Source organism: Shewanella sp. SP1S1-7, from assembly GCF_031932105.1.
Lineage (GTDB): Bacteria > Pseudomonadota > Gammaproteobacteria > Enterobacterales > Shewanellaceae > Shewanella > Shewanella baltica.
The window spans coordinates 260,930-277,233 of sequence record NZ_JAUOEU010000002.1; the positions used below are offsets into that span (position 1 = coordinate 260,930).

Sequence of the window (16,304 nt, forward strand, 5' to 3'; positions counted from 1 at the left end):
ATGACCCGTTCCGAAGCGCTATTTGAACAGGCTAAAAAAACCATCCCCGGCGGCGTTAACTCTCCGGTTCGTGCATTTAATGGTGTAGGCGGTTCGCCACTGTTTATTGAAAAAGCAAACGGCGCTTATATTTACGATGCCGATGGCAAAGCTTATATCGACTATGTCGGTTCTTGGGGCCCGATGATCCTCGGCCACAACCACCCTAAAATCCGTGCTGCAGTATTAGCGGCGGTGGAAAATGGCTTGTCTTTTGGCGCACCAACTGAGCTTGAAGTGCAAATGGCCGAGAAAGTCATCTCTATGGTGCCTTCTATCGAGCAAGTGCGTATGGTGAGTTCAGGTACGGAAGCCACTATGAGCGCCATTCGTTTAGCACGCGGTTTTACTAATCGTGACAAGATCTTAAAATTCGAAGGTTGTTACCACGGCCATGCGGATTGTCTATTAGTTAAAGCAGGTTCTGGCGCTCTAACTTTAGGCCAACCTAGCTCACCCGGTATTCCTGAAGACTTCGCCAAGCACACCTTAACGGCAGTGTATAACGACTTAGATTCTGTAAGAACTTTGTTCGAGCAGTATCCAACTGACATTTCTTGCATCATCATCGAGCCCGTTGCTGGCAACATGAACTGCATTCCACCTATCCCAGGTTTCCTTCAAGGTCTGCGTGATATTTGTGACGAGTTCGGTGCCTTAATGATCATCGACGAAGTGATGACAGGGTTCCGCGTATCACAAAGCGGCGCTCAAGGTTACTACGGCGTAACACCTGACTTGACCACACTCGGTAAAGTGATTGGTGGCGGTATGCCAGTAGGGGCCTTCGGTGGCCGTAAAGATGTGATGCAGTTTATCGCGCCTACGGGTCCGGTTTACCAAGCGGGAACGTTATCTGGTAACCCAATTGCGATGTCAGCAGGTTTGGCGCAAATGGAAGCCCTGTGTGAAGAAGGTCTATACGAAGAGTTGAGCGCGAAAACCAAACGTATTGCAGAAGGTTTTAAAGCGGCAGCTGACAAGCACGGTATTCCAATGGCGATCAACTATGTTGGCGGCATGTTCGGTTTCTTCTTCACAGAACAACCGGAAATCACCCGTTTTGACCAAGTGACCCAATGTAATATTGAGCAGTTCCGTATTTTCTACCACGGCATGTTAGATGAAGGCGTGTACTTGGCACCTAGCGCTTATGAAGCCGGTTTCCTGTCTATGGCCCATGGCGAAGAAGAAATGCGCTTGACCTTAGAAGCGGCTGACCGCGTATTAGCGAGCATGAAAGCGGCAAGCTAAACCTAGATTTTAGGGTTACTGCACCTTAAAAATAACAAAGGGACGCAATAGCGTCCCTTTGCTTTACTGAGATTTAGCTAGCCTTACTTCGATTCAGTTAGCTTTGTTTAACGTTAGTAGCTATCAGACTTTTTAGAACCTAAAGCCGATTTAAATATTATCGCTGCCACGACCAGCTGTATGGTCAAATTGATATGCTCAATGGCGAGCTCAGGCTGACTCATCACACCCAGCGCAATAAGCTGCTTGCCCGAATACGTTAACCAAACCAGTGAGCCTAAAAGCAAAAGGCTCCGAATAACAAATGTCATTTACATCTACTCCAAAAACACAACATCCCGTGTTAACACAACATCCTGTGCCCAGATAAGAAAACAGCCACAAGATAGCGCTCACTTTGTATCCAGTCAAGATTTTGGCAAAGACATTTTTGTGACACGCGAATCAATTAAGCCATTGAGGTCAATAACAGGGGAAAGTGTGGAAAAACGACTCCACTTTGGCCTCAGCATTCATGGATCTCTTCCTGAACAAAAAATTAATTGAAGGATCGACAAACTGACTGCTTAGACTTTAATCGTAGATCTCACTTTTAACGCGGTAATCAAATCAAACAATATAGTCAATCACACTAACAAAAATCAAAGTACCGATATATAAAACCAGTTTGCTACCAAAAAGCATGAGATCAACATCACAAAGCAGCAGCAAATTGAGTCACAGCTAACAGTTGCGTTCTTTAGCCCATTATGTTCTGATCCGCACGCGCTAACACGGCTGGCTTAATTCAGCCTTGATATGCTCAATCTTTAGGTTGACTCAAGTCGCCCTACGACATTAAAACAGCAGTTGGAATTGCAGTTATGTTAAATACCTTTCTCATCATACTGGCCGTGCTCGCATTGCTCAGTATTATTTTCGAAGAAGTGACCCACCTTAATAAAGCAAAAACCACCTTATTCTTTGGCTGTATTTCTTGGGTAGCGCTGTTTATGGCTGCTGGAGAACCGGCCCACGAGAAACTCGTTGCCCATCAACTCAATGAAAATTTGCTCGAAATTGCCACACTCTGGCTCTTTCTGATGTCGACCATGACCTTCGTCGCGTATTTGAACGCTAAAGGCATGATCCAAATCATGGTGCAAAAGCTGTTCCCGCAGAAAGTGTCGGTGCGCATGTTGATGATCCAAGTTGCCCTGTTTGCACTCGTGCTCTCGGCATTTTGTGATAACGTCACTGCGACGTTAGTGTCATTAGGTTTATTAACCACCTTTAAACTCGACAAACAAATGCGCCGCAGAATGGCAGTGTTGATTATCTTCGCAGTGAACTCAGGCGGTGTCGCTTTGATCACCGGCGATGTGACAACATTGATGATCTTCTTAGGCGGCCATGTGCATATGTCCGAACTGCTGATGTTGTTTATTCCATCGGCCGTGAGCGTGATTTTGTTGGCGACCCTGTTCTCACTTAAAGCCGAAGGCGTGGTGAGCACGACGCCCATCAAGCACACCTATCAAACCGTTGATGTGATGATTGCCCTCGTGTTTTTCTGCACGATTTTGATGACCATGTTACTGAACATATTGTTTGGCATCCCGCCAGTGCTGACCTTCCTAACAGGTCTGTCAATCATGTTCCTGATTGGCCACACCACGCGTAGCGATAAAGAAGAAATTAAAATCCTTGAGTATATTCGCCAAGTTGAATACGACACCCTGTTGTTCTTCTTAGGTATTTTACTGCTCGTGGGTATGCTTAAAGAAATCGGCACCTTAGACATGCTGACCGAAGCTTATACTATGTTTAATCCAAACATCTCTAACTTCGTCACAGGTATCGGCTCAGCCTTGATTGATAACGTGCCATTAACGGCGGCATTGTTAAAAGCAAGCCCAGTGCTAAATACCCCTGAATGGCTTGGCTTAACCTATAGCGTTGGCGTAGGTGGCTCACTGCTGATTATCGGTTCAGCATCGGGTATTGTAGCCATGAGTAAAGTGAAAGAACTGACGTTTGTGAGTTACTTAAAATACGTTCCAGCACTTTTCCTTTGCTACAGCGTCGGTTACGCACTGACCCTATTCTTAGCTTACAGACTGTTTGATTAAGTTGAGATTCATTAAGATCAAAAAAGGCGCCTAGGCGCCTTTTTCATTTCTACTTTAGCTATGACTAGCACAGATAACCGCTAGCCTTACTCATCGTAAAGCCAGATTATATTGCAGGCACTTTAAACTGGGTACCTTGAATATCTAATACTATGTCCCGCGGACGAATGGAGATAATCTTCAGCTTACCCACAATCATATCCCCTTCCTGTAACTCTGCACCGTCCACATTCAGCCACCTTTGGGTCGGATCGCTGGAATAAACATGGGCGACAATATTAAATTCTGGCACTTGTAATTGCAGCCCGGCAGGTAGTTGACCGTATTTCGGGATATCATCTGCAGCCGTTTTAGGAATAGGATCTAATTTTGCTTCAGTGACATTCGTCTCCGCCGCATTGGTGTATTCCACATCCTTTAACGCACTTTGAAAGGAAGCCACTAACTTATCTTCATCGCGACTTTTGTTGGTTTCTAAACCGACATCTTCCGCCGCCGCACTCACTTGCTGACGCAGCGCCTCAAGACTCGCAAGACCCGACTCATTGGCATTAGCACCTAACATCATAGGTTGCTGTGTTTGCGTGTCTGTAGACATAGACGCTACTTCGCGACTTGCTGCGTCCACTTGGGCTGACGTCGACATATAGTCTCCGTAGCTGGAATCGCTATTATTCGGATCGCTGTTGTTAGGAACACTATTTTTAGGAACATTGTAACTTTGAGCAGCATTGCTGTTCATATTCGCGCTAAAAGCCTGAGCCGAGTTTGCTACTGCCCCGCCCTGATATTGCGATGATGCAGTTAACTCGGGCAAAGTCTGTGCCCGAGGCAGCGCCACTTTGCCTGCGAGTCGAACACCGGTATTAGCACTGCCCTCAGATTGCGGCTGAGCAACCGATTCTGTCGAGACAGTCTGAAGCTCACTTTTAGCCACTGTCGAAGCTGGTAATGAAGATGCAGTTGGTGGCAATACCTTTGCCACTGCCACATTATTAGTTGAAGCATGCTCGGTTGAAATATGTCGAGTTTGGTCCCAAACACTTAATCCCCAAGCGACGCCAATTCCGGCGGCGACTGCGACGACAAGTAAGGACAGCTTGCCTATCGGCACGCCAGATTTACGTGGCTGTGGGTAATTCGCCCTTGGCGTCATCACTGCATCGGGTAAAGGCGACTGTTGCTGTTGTTTATTACGGGTCACGGCATCGAGTAAAATGGACATCAGCTGCGCACCCCATTATCGGTTAAACGTGGACCTTGCTGACTTAAATACAAATTTAATCTCACTAATGTCTGATTTCCGGCAATACCATCGGCTTTTAAACCATGCTGACTTTGGAAGCTTTTAAGATCATTTTCCAGTTGCACATCGAATTGATTGACCCTGCGAGTATTGCGATTATTCACATGGGCTAAGGCATTCTCTAACCATTGCAGTTGACCTGGACTCGATTTTTGACTGATATCCATCATAGGCAAATTCGGTGCTTGCCACAGGATTTCGAAGGTGCCACTGAAATGTTGATTGAACCAAGCTCTATCTACCCAAAGTTGTTGTTCACCTAACTGCATCAGCAACTGCTCGCCATCTACCGCAATCACAGCACCATAAAAATCCTGTTGGTTATCATCAACCAAATACACCACGGCTGGATAATTAAGCCGAGTCAGTGACATCCAGTTACCCTGCTGCTGATAACAAGACAATCCTTGCTCAACCGCAGATTGGCAGGCGGTTAAACCTTTATACGGTACTTTGCCCCAAACGCTAAACAAACCCGCAAAGGCAGTATCGATATCGCGACTCTGATTAATCGCATCATTAAGTAAGCGCTGATTGGGATCTGGAATAGACACCTGACTGCTTTGCTGATCTACGGGTTGTACTAACTTGCTGATTCCTTCGGTCGCACTCAAAGCTTGAATGTTTGATGCAGCAACATTTGCTGACGTTGACTCAAGGGCCATACTAGACGCTGATGCGGCATTGACAGGCTTGTCGGTAAATAGCCAATAGGAAACACCAAAAGCGACAAATAACGCCGCAGCGGTTGCTGTCGGCCAAAGATACCTATTCTGAGTCGGCTCCTCTTCACCTAATACTTCAGCCGCAGCTTGTCTCACCATATGATGATCGATGGGCACCCGCGATTGCGCATAGCCCGCCATCAGCGAGCGTTCACATAAGAGGTTAATTAATCGAGGGATGCCGCCACTGTACTTTTGCAACACCTTAACGGCTTTGCGGGTAAACAAAGGTTCAAATCGTCCCGCGACTTGCAAGCGATGCAACACATAAAGAGCGATTTCATCTTCATTTAGCGGTAATAAATGGTAGCGAGCGGTGATCCGCTGGGCTAACTGACGCAGCTCTTGGCGCTTCAATAACAGCTGTAATTCTGGCTGACCGATTAAAATGACCTGCAGTAACTTCTTAGTGTCCGTCTCAAGATTAGTCAGAAGGCGCAGTTGCTCCAGCACTTCAGGGCGTAAATGCTGCGCTTCATCGATAATGAGCACGGTATTACGACCTTTGCTGTGATTGTTCAATAAAAAACGACTCAAGTGGTCGGTCAACTGCTTGAGTGTGGGATTGTCTCCGTAGGCAATCTTAAGTTCATCGCAAAGCGTGGCGAGCAACTCGAGCTCTGTTAGCGATGGATTAAGGATAAATGCGGTGTCGGTATTATCGGGCAATTGCCCAAGTAAACAGCGAGATACCGTCGTTTTACCCGTGCCAACTTCCCCTGTTAGCAACACAAAGCCGCCCGTTTCCCCTAACCCGTAGGTTAAATGGGCCAACGCCTCTCTGTGCCTATCACTCAAAAACAAATAATGGGGATTGGGTGCAATCGAAAAAGGGTTATCGCTGAGTCCGTAAAAGGCCTTGTACATACCACCAATCATCCTAATTTAAAAATAACGCCCCACGTTAAAGCGTCCCAATGTTATTGTCAAAATATCCGCAACATCAATGTGACACATAAGTGCGCAAATATCTCGCGACGACTTTATCTATCACCTTAATGGGCATGATAAGCTATGTTTATGACACATTAGCCGAATCTTGCCTGTGAAAATATATCTCGTCGGCGGTGCTGTGCGTGACAGCCTGCTCAATCTCCCTATCAAGGACAAAGATTACCTCGTCGTTGGTGCGACTCCAGAACAAATGTTGCAACTGGGATACCGCCAAGTCGGTAAAGATTTCCCAGTATTTCTGCATCCTAAAAACCAACAAGAATATGCGTTAGCCCGAACAGAACGAAAAATTGGACTGGGTTATGGTGGTTTTAGCTGCCATGCCAGTCCCGATGTGACTTTAGAACAAGACTTGTTGCGCCGAGATCTGACCATCAATGCTATCGCCCAAGATGAAAAGGGCAATTTATACGATCCTTTTAATGGCATTGAGGATCTTAACGCGCGCCTATTGCGCCATGTGTCGGATGCTTTCGTTGAAGATCCGCTTCGCGTATTGCGTGTCGCCCGCTTTGCCGCAAGGTTTCATGCCTTAGGATTTCACATTGCCGCAGAAACTCTGGCACTGATGCGCCAAATTAGCGCAAGCAATGAACTTAATGCGTTAACAGCGGAGCGAGTCTGGCAAGAAGTCGATAAAAGTTTAGGCGGACCTCACCCAGAGATCTTTTTTGAGGTACTGCACCAATGCGGCGCCCTTGAAGTACTCTTTCCCGAGATATTTGCCTTATTTGGCGTTCCTCAACCAGAAAAATGGCATCCTGAAATTGATACTGGTGTGCATACTTTAATGGTGCTCGCCCAAGCCGCACTTCTCACTGAGGATAAAAGTGTTCGTTTTTCCGCTCTCGTACATGACTTAGGCAAAGCCCTCAGTCCAAAAGCGCATTTACCTAAACATCACGGTCACGGCCAAAAGGGCTTGCCGCTGATAAAAGCGCTCTGCACCCGCTTACGAGTGCCGAACGAAACCCGCGATCTGGCCTTACTGGTCAGTGACCAACATCAGAACGTTCATCAGGCCTTCGAGCTTAGAGCCGAAACGATCGTAAAAATATTCGATAAAGCTGACTTTTGGCGTAAGCCAGAGCGATTAACGCAGCTTATATTAGCCTGCACCGCCGATATGCGTGGTCGCACAGGATTTGAAAACACCCCCTACCCTCAGGGTGAATATTTAACTCAATGCTTCCTTGCCGCCAATAATGTCGATATTGCCGCCATTATTGCCGCAGGTTTCCAAGGCGCAGAGATAAAGCAGGCGTTAAATTTACGTCGGATAGAAGCGGTCAGTCAGTTTAAACAAAAAATGCAAACTACATTGGGGAAGGATGGACGATAATTTGTAAAGACTTTGTAAGTGCCGCATCACTTTATAGTGAAAAATACCCTCCTTTACGATTAGAAATGTCGATATAACTTATAAAAAAAGCTTTTAAAAAAAATTTATATGCCTATAGTGGTTAAACACATTAATATTCGTAGCAAATTAAAATAGCTATGTCATAATTAGGCAGTTTCGCTTACAAAGTAACGAAACATTCAAATCCAACCTATTTTAAGGGATTTTTTACAATGAACAAAAAAGTACTGATGATTGCTGGTTTAGCAATGACTGCCCTACTAGGTGGTTGCGCGAACACTACTGCTCTGGAAGAAAGCGTTGCAACTCTGGGCAACAAAGTTGATCAATTGTCAGCTGATGTTGGTTCTCTGAAATCAGAGCAAAGCAAACTGTCTGCAGACGTTAAAGATGCAAAAGCTGCATCTATGGACGCACAAGCAGAAGCTAAACGCGCAAACGACCGTTTAGACAACGTTGCTTCTCGTTACAAGAAGTAATGAAAGGTAATTTAGCTTACTATTTAGTAAGTTAAGACAAAAGGCTTAAAAAAGATGAAAGCGATAAGCACATCAATCTAAGCCTTTTTTTATACCTGTCATTCAATACATTATTGTCAGCCCACTAATACAAAAGCGCTAAATTGACTTTAAATTTCCAAACGCATCTTTAAAGCCCACCCCCAATCCCCTTAAAAAAGTTAACGTTCGTATGCGCCTTTATAAACGGATCCCATTCATCTTTTAATTAAAACCTTCGTTATTAATCTAAGCTTCTCATTAAAACTTTTAAGCATTCTTAAAGGTCAGCCTCGCTTATCTTAAAAAATGTTTTTTATAAAAGAATAATATGGATCTTCTAAAGAAAAACTATTGACAAAAATCGAGGCTACATGGGAAACAAAGGCAATAAGAAAGTTGTATTTGTCACAGAACAAATAGGCCTAAAGTTAAAAATAATAACACCTTCGGCCTATCTAACATAAAAACAACATAAAAACGTCAAACAGAATCATAGACTTGAGTAATATAGCCTTTTAAAGCATCTAAAAACCATCGAACTAAGCCTATGAATTGGTTTAAAATTAACCGCATCAACTGCAGATTTTAACCTATAGCAACTCACTTACACGTTTATGTGCTAAGACTAATACATAGTCAATTTCCAGCGACTCAAAATGATTAGCTTGAATATCGTGCTTCATCTTGTCATTTGCCCGCCATGCATAAGGTGCCATATCCAATAGCGTTAATGCCTGTTCACCAGTAACAGATAAGGTAAAGCTCAGTGACTGAGTCTCCTTTACCGATAATGCTGAGGGTAAATTCACTTTGAAAGGCTTTTCGACTAAGTCAGAATAAATGTATTCCCTGAGTTGCCATAGGTGTCGTGGCCCAGGCATAACCAGTAACATGGTCCCATCGTCTTTCAATATCCTAACAGACTCTTTTCCCTTTAACGGCCGATCAATAACAGTAATAAAATCCACACAATTATCGGCAAAGGGTAATTTTTTAGAGGAACTTAAACACAAGATCCCAGGAGTCTGCGCCTTCGCTGCAGCAAAAATAGCATTTTCTGCGTCCGCTACGCCCACGTACTGGACGTTTAGCGGATTTTCGACCTCAGCCAGCTTGGAAGCTAAAGCACGCAAGAAGAAGCCCTCAGCGCATTCATAATCCAATAAACAAGCATCAGGCGTAATAGATCCAGTGATTATCTCAGCCAGTTTATCGATTAAAGGCGAAAAGATGCCTGATTCGAGCAGAAAACGCTTAGCTCTAACTTGCTCGCGCGTATCACCAGTCGGCTTTTGACGTTGTGGTTTAGTAAAAACCCAATATCCTTGCTCATTTCGATCGAAGTGATGCTTATTAACACAATAAAAACCTTGGGAGGCTTTGTGTTGTTTTAACGCAAGTCCGCAGGTTGGACACTGATATTCGAGACCCATATAAAGCTCCAAAATGAGTTAAGCTTCAGAAAATGAGGAAGCTCCAAAAACAAAAATCGGGTACATGACCCGATTCTATTATTTATTATCTGCCTATGATGACCAAACTCGTGTAACTACAAGAAGATAAATCCACACAAGATGGCACCCAGTGCTAAACGATAGATTACAAATGGGGTCATTCCCATACGGCTGATGATTTTTAAGAAGTAATGAATACAGGCATAGGCTGCAACAAACGAAATCAGAGTCCCTAGAATTAACGCTTGATAATCAATCGGAAGCTCACTTTTCGCCAGATCTTTACCCACTAAAATCGCCGCGCCTAAACTCACAGGCACTGACATTAAGAATGAAAAGCGGGCCGCAGCATCACGACTCAAGCCTAACATCAGCGCCGCTGTCATAGTGGCACCAGAGCGCGAAGTCCCTGGGATCAAGGCCAGTGCCTGCGCGAAACCAATTAACAAGGCTTTACGCCAGCCAGTCTGATAAACCGTTAAATCGCGGCGCGACATCTTATCGGCCCACCACAACAATAAACCAAATACCACTGTCGTGACCGCGATAACCTCAGCATTACGTAGATGAGTCGCGATAAAATCCTTTGCCAGAAAACCAAAAAACACCGCTGGCAAGGTCGCCAAAATAATCCACCACGCCAGCTTGCTGTCTTCGGATTGTTGACCTCTGAAAATGCTCGCAATCCAAGCATTAAACATAGTCCATAACTCGTGTCTAAAATAAATCACCACAGCAAATAACGAACCTGTATTCACCGCCACATCGAAGGATAAACCTTGATCTTCCCAACCTAAAAGCTGTGCGGGTAAAATTAAGTGGGCAGAACTAGAAATAGGTAAAAACTCGGTTAGCCCTTGAATAAGCGCTAAAATAATGACCTGAAACGTATCCATGACAATCCTATCAATAAATTAAAACGTCAGCCCTGGGGGCCATTCAAACGTCACAGGCCAAAGTCGCTGTGAATCTTTATCATACTCTTGCCACAAACTTGCATAGCTTTTATCTACCACGGGATGAATCAATTCCGGCGCTAACTCGGCTAATGGCCATAACACAAAGGCATTATTGACTATCTCAGCACGGGGCAGCACAACAGGTGTTTGGCATACTACATGGTCATAAAGCAGCAGATCTAAATCTAAGGTTCTTGGGCTAAATTTCTTCGCCCCGGCAAGCCGGCCGTGATTCTGCTCGATTTGCTTAAACTGTGCAACTACCGCCGCTATATTAAGATCCGTTTCTGCGCTAGCAACCATATTCAAAAAGTTAGTGCCACTGAAACCTACCGCTTCACTTTCATACATAGAAGAAAGGCGCAGTGGCCCAAAACACGCTCGTAACGAAATTAATCCCGCTTGCAGATGCTGTTCAGGCTCGATATTGCTACCCAGACTGATATAAATACGTGCCATGCTAATGTCCGATTTATCTGAAGATAAACACTGTTTCTCAATCAACAGCGCAGTTGATCAACTACTCATCTAACGTGAACGTTCAATCTCGACGCCAACCGAAGCTGCCGTTGCGACTGCTCCAGGCTTCATCACCACAACTTTCACCCAAGTCACTTTAAATTCTTGAAGTAGGCAATCGGCCACTCGCTCGGCAACCGTTTCGATTAACTCGATTGGATGCTCAGTAACAAGTTGGGTTAATCGATTGGAAACTGTCTCATAGCACAGCGCATATTGATAATCATCCGTCGCTGCGGCAGGTTTATTATCCCACGCCATGTCTAAGTCTAATAACAGGCTCTGCTGGATTTTCTTTTCCCACTCATAGACACCAATCACAGTATCAATGCGTAATTGCCGTATAAGTACCTTATCCATGCTTTCTCCAACTAACGACTATGAGGTCTGATAAGCTAAAAGCGATCCTAGCTGTATAATCCGCAATCTTCTGACAGATAACTAATTTACTTTCTACTCGAGTCAATCCACAGTAGGATAACGCCCTAAAAGGATTTGCTCATTCAGAGAATATCTCAGCCCTAACTAGGCGAGTTATCGCACAAACCTATAGCGGGATTGGCAACTGGGTCGGCTTTTTAAATTGTTGCGCGATAATACCTTAAGACGCGTAAGGAAACCAATGTGAGTCCATTAACACAGACACTTTTGATGATTTTGGCCGCCTACTTAGCAGGTTCAATCTCAAGTGCCGTGCTGGTTTGTAGGATGAGAGGTCTACCCGATCCAAGATTGCAAGGTTCAGGCAATCCAGGCGCCACCAATGTACTAAGAATTGGCGGCGCGAGTTCGGCTGCCATGGTGTTGTTTTTCGACATGCTCAAAGGTGCCGTGCCTTCTTATTTAGCTTATCTCATGGGCATAGATGCAGTGTCACTCGGGCTTATCGCCATCGCCGCATGCCTTGGGCATATTTATCCGGTATTTTTTGGCTTTAAAGGCGGCAAAGGCGTTGCTACCGCCTTTGGCGCTATGGCTCCCATCGGCGATGATTTAGCGATTTGCTTAATGGCATCTTGGGTTATCTTGCTGTTAATTAGCCGCTATTCGTCCCTTGCCGCCATTCTTACCGCTTTACTGGCGCCCCTTTATACTTGGTGGCTAGACGACAGATTCACCATTCCCGTTGCTATGTTGTCGACACTTATCATCATTCGCCATAAAGACAATATTCAGCGCTTACTCAAGGGTGAAGAATCTAAAGTGTCACGCAAGAAGCGTCCAAAAAAATCTTGAGATCACATTACGCCCAATAAAATTACCCCAATAAAAAACTGCGCTAAAAGCGCAGTTTTTTATTTCAGCATCAATACATCGGCATCAAAGGCGTGTTATGCCACAGGTGGCAAAGTATCTAATGGCCATCGAGGTTGACCTTTTACCGCTAAATCTTCGTGTTGTCCCGCCTTTAAACGCTGCAATCCCGCAAAGGCAATCATCGCGCCGTTATCGGTACAAAACTCACCGCGGGGATAAAACACTTGTCCACCTAGCGAGTTCATCATTTCGGCCAAGGTTTCCCTTAAGCGCGTATTCGCACTCACGCCACCGGCAATCACTAAGCGGTTATAGCCAGTTTGCTTCAGCGCACGGCGACATTTAATCGCTAGCGTATCAACCACGGCTTCTTCAAAGGCACGGGCAATATTGGCGCGCGTTTGCTCATCGTCAGGTTCAGCGGCAATAGTATTGGCGGTAAAAGTTTTTAAACCCGAAAAGCTAAAATCGAGACCAGGTCTGTCGGTCATAGGACGCGGGAACTTATAGCCTGCAGGTAAGCCTTTAGCGGCCAGTTTCGCTAAGCGCGGGCCGCCGGGATAATCCAGCCCCATTAATTTAGCCGTTTTATCGAATGCTTCACCCGCGGCATCGTCAACCGACTCGCCTAATACTTCATAACGGCCAATCCCATCGACTTTAACCAACATTGAATGGCCACCGGAAACTAATAAGGCCACAAAGGGGAACTCAGGCGCGTCATCTTCGAGCATAGGCGCCAGCAGGTGCCCTTCCATATGGTGCACACCGATTGCAGGCTTGTCCCAAGCAAAAGCCAGTGAACGCCCCACACAGGCGCCGACAAGCAAAGCGCCAATTAAACCAGGGCCCTTGGTATAGGCAATCCCGTCGAGATCAGCCATTTCAGTATTCGCATCTTTCAGCGCTTGACGAATAAGCGGCACAATTTTGCGTACATGGTCACGCGACGCCAACTCAGGCACCACACCACCATAGTCAGCATGCAACTTAACCTGACTGTATAAAGTGTGCGATAATAAGCCCAGTTCATCGTCATAGACGGCGATACCTGTCTCGTCACAAGATGTTTCAATACCTAGAACCCGCATGGTGTCTCATCAATTGCTAACAAAAGGGCGCTAATTCTACCTGCAAGCGCTCGATTACTCCAGTCGCACAGGCCATATTGAGTCCACTATAGGACTGAGCTCAGTTTTAGGGCTTTACAAGCCTAGGTGTCTCGGTATAAAATTCCGCACCATTTTAAATAGACTTGGTTCGAGTAATTGAACCAGAACAACCTACACCTAAGGGGTGATGGCGTATGCCAATTATTAAAGTACGTGAAAACGAACCATTCGACGTAGCTCTGCGTCGTTTCAAGCGCTCTTGTGAAAAAGCTGGTATTTTAGCCGACGTGCGTGCTCGTGAATTCTACGAGAAGCCAACTACTGCACGTAAGCGCGCAAAAGCAGCTGCAGTTAAACGTTTAGCTAAGAAGCTTTCTCGCGAAAACGCACGTCGCGTACGTTTATATTAATCTCATATGAGCCTAATTGATCAGCTAAAAGACCACATGAAGCAGGCCATGATCGCCAAAGAGAAGGCGCGCTTGAGCACTATTCGTATGGCATTAGCCGCCATCAAACAGATTGAAGTGGATACCCGCGAATCTCTGACTGATGAACAGGTTATAGCGGTCTTAACCAAAATGGTGAAACAACGTCGTGACTCGATTGCTCAATTTGAAGCAGCGGGTCGTAACGAGTTGGCCGACGTGGAAGCAGCAGAGATTCAAGTTATTGAAGCTTTCCTGCCTACCCCTCTTACAGAGGCGGAAGTCGCGGCGCTCATCGATGCAACTATTGTAGAAGTAGGTGCATCCGCCATGGCGGATATGGGCAAAGTAATGGGAGCATTGAAATCTAAAGTGCAAGGACGTGCAGACATGGGCGCTATCGGCGCTATGATCCGTGCAAAATTGCAATAATTAGCGTTTCACTGTATGAACAAGCCGTGCCTATGCGCGGCTTGTTTGTTTAAATTCGCGCAAGGCGGGATTTTAAGCACTCAATGGCAATACCTCGTGATTTTATCAATGAGCTAATCGCTCGCACTGACATAGTCGAACTTATCGATCGTAAGGTGCCCTTGAAAAAGGCGGGTAAGAACTACTCGGCCTGTTGTCCTTTTCATAGCGAAAAATCACCTTCGTTTACCGTCAGCCGTGATAAACAGTTCTATCATTGCTTTGGCTGCGGTGCTCACGGCAACGCCATCGATTTTGTGATGGAGTATGACCGACTCGATTTTATTGATGCCATTGAAGATTTGGCGGGCCAGCTTGGATTAGAGGTTCCCAGAGAACAAGGCACAGGCAAGCGACATGATGACGGTTTAAGTCGTGACTTATACCAACTCATGGAAGAAGCGAGCCTTTACTTTCAAAACCAACTTAGACAACACCAAGATAAACAAAAAGTTATCGATTATCTTGCCTATCGCGGTTTATCCGATGATGTAGTCGAACATTTTGGTATTGGCTTTGCGCCAGACGGTTGGGACGGCTTATTGGGCCGCTATCGTCAGAATCAGGATGCGCAGGATAAGTTACTGACTGCGGGTATGTTAATTAGCAACGACAGTGGGAAACGTTACGACAGATTTCGTGACCGCCTGATGTTTCCTATCCGCGACAGGCGCGGACGAGTCATTGGTTTTGGCGGCAGAGTTTTAGGTGATGGCACACCCAAATACTTGAATTCTCCAGAAACGCCCATATTTCATAAGGGCAATGAGCTTTATGGTCTTTATGAACTAAAACAACGCCATCGCGATCCGGACAAAGTGCTGATCGTTGAAGGCTATATGGATGTGGTGGCATTGGCGCAATTTGGTGTCGATTATGCTGTCGCGTCATTAGGCACTTCGACTACAGCGGAGCAATTTCAGCTTTTGCTGCGCAGCGCTAAAGAAGTGGTTTGCTGTTACGACGGTGACAGAGCGGGTACTGAAGCGGCTTGGCGCGCACTAGAAACGGCATTGCCATTATTAAAGCCAGGCGATCAAGTGCGATTTATGTTCCTGCCTCAGGCCGAAGATCCTGATTCTATGGTACGTAAAATTGGTAAAGATGCATTTGAAACCTTAATGGATTCAGCCATAGCACTACCAGAGTTTCTATTTGATACATTAGCGACAAAATACGGTACAGATAAAGGCAACTTAGCGAAACAAGCTTTTATCTTAATTGAAAAAATTCAAGACACTGTGCTGCAAAACTTACTGCTTGAGAACTTAGCTCACAAGTTAGGAATGAACAGCTCAGAAGATATGAAAAAGAAGCTAGGCTTTAGCGTGAAACAAGCTAAACCAATGGCAAATAATGGATTAAAAGGACGCGGTACACCCTTGCGACTCGCCATCGCATTGCTAGTACAGCATCCTAAACTGGGTATGGGTTTACCCCCACAACCCGCACTCGCCCACTTACAGATGCCAGGCATAGAATTGCTGCCACTGTTATTGGAGATGACTCGAGAGCAAACGTTAAACAGCGCACAACTACTTGAACAATTCAGAGAGCACCCTTATAGCGGCACTCTGCATAAATTGGCCCAATGGGACCATCAAGTGGCGGATGAAAACTTGCTCGAAAAGTTTAAACAAACCCTGGTTTGGTTGAACAATCAATATATTGAACAACGATATCAGGAATTGAGTCTAAAACAGACTCATACTAAAGAAGAGAAGATGCAGCTCTCGAAGCTGATCTCAGTCATGAAAGGGTTGAACTGAGGCAAAAATGTCCTCATTCACTGTCCCAGTGACTAGCACAGACATGTGCACACGGCTATAATTGACGATTTGCGCGGCACTTA

Annotated in this window: 16 protein-coding genes; 8 read left to right on the top strand and 8 right to left on the bottom strand. The window is 45.4% G+C overall.

Features of this window, described 5'->3' with window-relative positions; genetic code table 11:
* The gene (hemL, locus tag Q4Q49_RS02975; protein ID WP_012088581.1) at positions 1-1,293 is read left to right on the top strand and encodes a glutamate-1-semialdehyde 2,1-aminomutase; all 1,293 of its coding nucleotides are present in this window, start codon (positions 1-3) and stop codon (positions 1,291-1,293) included.
* A gap of 113 nt (positions 1,294-1,406) precedes the next feature.
* On the opposite strand, the gene Q4Q49_RS02980 is transcribed toward hemL, so the two are convergent.
* The gene (locus tag Q4Q49_RS02980; RefSeq protein ID WP_006080737.1) at positions 1,407-1,604 is read right to left on the bottom strand and encodes a hypothetical protein; all 198 of its coding nucleotides are present in this window, start codon (positions 1,602-1,604) and stop codon (positions 1,407-1,409) included.
* A 552-nt stretch (positions 1,605-2,156) separates the two neighbouring features.
* Here Q4Q49_RS02980 and nhaD point away from each other — a divergent pair.
* A complete protein-coding gene (gene nhaD, locus Q4Q49_RS02985) occupies positions 2,157-3,404 on the top strand; it encodes a sodium:proton antiporter NhaD (protein WP_311891823.1) in 1,248 nt (415 codons plus the stop codon).
* A gap of 106 nt (positions 3,405-3,510) precedes the next feature.
* On the opposite strand, the gene Q4Q49_RS02990 is transcribed toward nhaD, so the two are convergent.
* The gene (locus Q4Q49_RS02990; protein WP_311998595.1) at positions 3,511-4,629 is read right to left on the bottom strand and encodes a general secretion pathway protein GspB; all 1,119 of its coding nucleotides are present in this window, start codon (positions 4,627-4,629) and stop codon (positions 3,511-3,513) included.
* The gene (locus tag Q4Q49_RS02995; protein WP_311998596.1) at positions 4,629-6,302 is read right to left on the bottom strand and encodes an AAA family ATPase; all 1,674 of its coding nucleotides are present in this window, start codon (positions 6,300-6,302) and stop codon (positions 4,629-4,631) included. Before Q4Q49_RS02995 ends, Q4Q49_RS02990 begins: the two co-directional genes overlap by 1 nt.
* A gap of 178 nt (positions 6,303-6,480) precedes the next feature.
* Here Q4Q49_RS02995 and Q4Q49_RS03000 point away from each other — a divergent pair, with 178 nt between their 5' ends.
* Entirely contained in the window at positions 6,481-7,731 is a 1,251-nt protein-coding gene (locus tag Q4Q49_RS03000) for a multifunctional CCA addition/repair protein (RefSeq protein WP_311998597.1), read from the top strand.
* 233 nt (positions 7,732-7,964) lie between these two features.
* Complete coding sequence (locus Q4Q49_RS03005) at positions 7,965-8,231, top strand: Lpp/OprI family alanine-zipper lipoprotein (protein ID WP_006080732.1); 267 nt, start codon at positions 7,965-7,967, stop codon at positions 8,229-8,231.
* A gap of 611 nt (positions 8,232-8,842) precedes the next feature.
* Here Q4Q49_RS03005 and Q4Q49_RS03010 read toward each other — a convergent pair.
* The 4 genes from Q4Q49_RS03010 to folB all read right to left on the bottom strand — a co-directional run bounded on the left by Q4Q49_RS03010 (position 8,843) and on the right by folB (position 11,544).
* Positions 8,843-9,685 carry a putative RNA methyltransferase gene (locus tag Q4Q49_RS03010; protein ID WP_311998598.1) on the bottom strand — a complete coding sequence of 281 codons (843 nt, stop codon included), beginning with the start codon at positions 9,683-9,685 and terminating at the stop codon, positions 8,843-8,845.
* A gap of 116 nt (positions 9,686-9,801) precedes the next feature.
* A complete protein-coding gene (locus tag Q4Q49_RS03015; RefSeq protein WP_311998599.1) occupies positions 9,802-10,602 on the bottom strand; it encodes an undecaprenyl-diphosphate phosphatase in 801 nt (266 codons plus the stop codon).
* A gap of 18 nt (positions 10,603-10,620) precedes the next feature.
* Positions 10,621-11,124 carry a 2-amino-4-hydroxy-6-hydroxymethyldihydropteridine diphosphokinase gene (folK, locus tag Q4Q49_RS03020; protein WP_311998600.1) on the bottom strand — a complete coding sequence of 168 codons (504 nt, stop codon included), beginning with the start codon at positions 11,122-11,124 and terminating at the stop codon, positions 10,621-10,623.
* A gap of 69 nt (positions 11,125-11,193) precedes the next feature.
* Complete coding sequence (gene folB, locus Q4Q49_RS03025; protein WP_311998601.1) at positions 11,194-11,544, bottom strand: dihydroneopterin aldolase; 351 nt, start codon at positions 11,542-11,544, stop codon at positions 11,194-11,196.
* Between the two features lie 264 nt (positions 11,545-11,808).
* Here folB and plsY point away from each other — a divergent pair, with 264 nt between their 5' ends.
* Positions 11,809-12,420, top strand: a complete 612-nt coding sequence (plsY, locus tag Q4Q49_RS03030; protein ID WP_106649814.1) for a glycerol-3-phosphate 1-O-acyltransferase PlsY — start codon at positions 11,809-11,811, stop codon at positions 12,418-12,420.
* A 95-nt stretch (positions 12,421-12,515) separates the two neighbouring features.
* Here the strand turns inward: plsY and tsaD are convergent, their stop codons facing one another.
* On the bottom strand, positions 12,516-13,532 hold the full coding sequence (gene tsaD / locus Q4Q49_RS03035) for a tRNA (adenosine(37)-N6)-threonylcarbamoyltransferase complex transferase subunit TsaD (protein ID WP_006085036.1): 1,017 nt from the start codon (positions 13,530-13,532) through the stop codon (positions 12,516-12,518).
* A gap of 215 nt (positions 13,533-13,747) precedes the next feature.
* On the opposite strand from tsaD, the gene rpsU reads away from it, so the two are divergent.
* The 3 genes from rpsU (at position 13,748) to dnaG (ending at position 16,221) form a co-directional block, all read left to right on the top strand.
* Positions 13,748-13,963 carry a 30S ribosomal protein S21 gene (gene rpsU, locus Q4Q49_RS03040; RefSeq protein ID WP_006080725.1) on the top strand — a complete coding sequence of 72 codons (216 nt, stop codon included), beginning with the start codon at positions 13,748-13,750 and terminating at the stop codon, positions 13,961-13,963.
* A 6-nt stretch (positions 13,964-13,969) separates the two neighbouring features.
* The gene (locus Q4Q49_RS03045; protein WP_006080724.1) at positions 13,970-14,413 is read left to right on the top strand and encodes a GatB/YqeY domain-containing protein; all 444 of its coding nucleotides are present in this window, start codon (positions 13,970-13,972) and stop codon (positions 14,411-14,413) included.
* 83 nt (positions 14,414-14,496) lie between these two features.
* Positions 14,497-16,221: a DNA primase gene (dnaG, locus tag Q4Q49_RS03050; protein ID WP_220592304.1), complete on the top strand. Its 1,725-nt coding sequence runs from the start codon at positions 14,497-14,499 to the stop codon at positions 16,219-16,221.
* Positions 16,222-16,304: the final 83 nt, after the last annotated feature.

Coding starts and splice junctions, on each gene's coding strand:
- hemL (WP_012088581.1), top strand. CDS start 1: ATGACCCGTTCCGAAGCGCTATTTGAACAGGCTAAAAAAACCATCCCC.
- Q4Q49_RS02980 (WP_006080737.1), bottom strand. CDS start 1,604: ATGACATTTGTTATTCGGAGCCTTTTGCTTTTAGGCTCACTGGTTTGG.
- nhaD (WP_311891823.1), top strand. CDS start 2,157: ATGTTAAATACCTTTCTCATCATACTGGCCGTGCTCGCATTGCTCAGT.
- Q4Q49_RS02990 (WP_311998595.1), bottom strand. CDS start 4,629: ATGTCCATTTTACTCGATGCCGTGACCCGTAATAAACAACAGCAACAG.
- Q4Q49_RS02995 (WP_311998596.1), bottom strand. CDS start 6,302: ATGTACAAGGCCTTTTACGGACTCAGCGATAACCCTTTTTCGATTGCA.
- Q4Q49_RS03005 (WP_006080732.1), top strand. CDS start 7,965: ATGAACAAAAAAGTACTGATGATTGCTGGTTTAGCAATGACTGCCCTA.
- Q4Q49_RS03010 (WP_311998598.1), bottom strand. CDS start 9,685: ATGGGTCTCGAATATCAGTGTCCAACCTGCGGACTTGCGTTAAAACAA.
- Q4Q49_RS03015 (WP_311998599.1), bottom strand. CDS start 10,602: ATGGATACGTTTCAGGTCATTATTTTAGCGCTTATTCAAGGGCTAACC.
- folK (WP_311998600.1), bottom strand. CDS start 11,124: ATGGCACGTATTTATATCAGTCTGGGTAGCAATATCGAGCCTGAACAG.
- folB (WP_311998601.1), bottom strand. CDS start 11,544: ATGGATAAGGTACTTATACGGCAATTACGCATTGATACTGTGATTGGT.
- tsaD (WP_006085036.1), bottom strand. CDS start 13,532: ATGCGGGTTCTAGGTATTGAAACATCTTGTGACGAGACAGGTATCGCC.
- rpsU (WP_006080725.1), top strand. CDS start 13,748: ATGCCAATTATTAAAGTACGTGAAAACGAACCATTCGACGTAGCTCTG.
- Q4Q49_RS03045 (WP_006080724.1), top strand. CDS start 13,970: ATGAGCCTAATTGATCAGCTAAAAGACCACATGAAGCAGGCCATGATC.
- dnaG (WP_220592304.1), top strand. CDS start 14,497: ATGGCAATACCTCGTGATTTTATCAATGAGCTAATCGCTCGCACTGAC.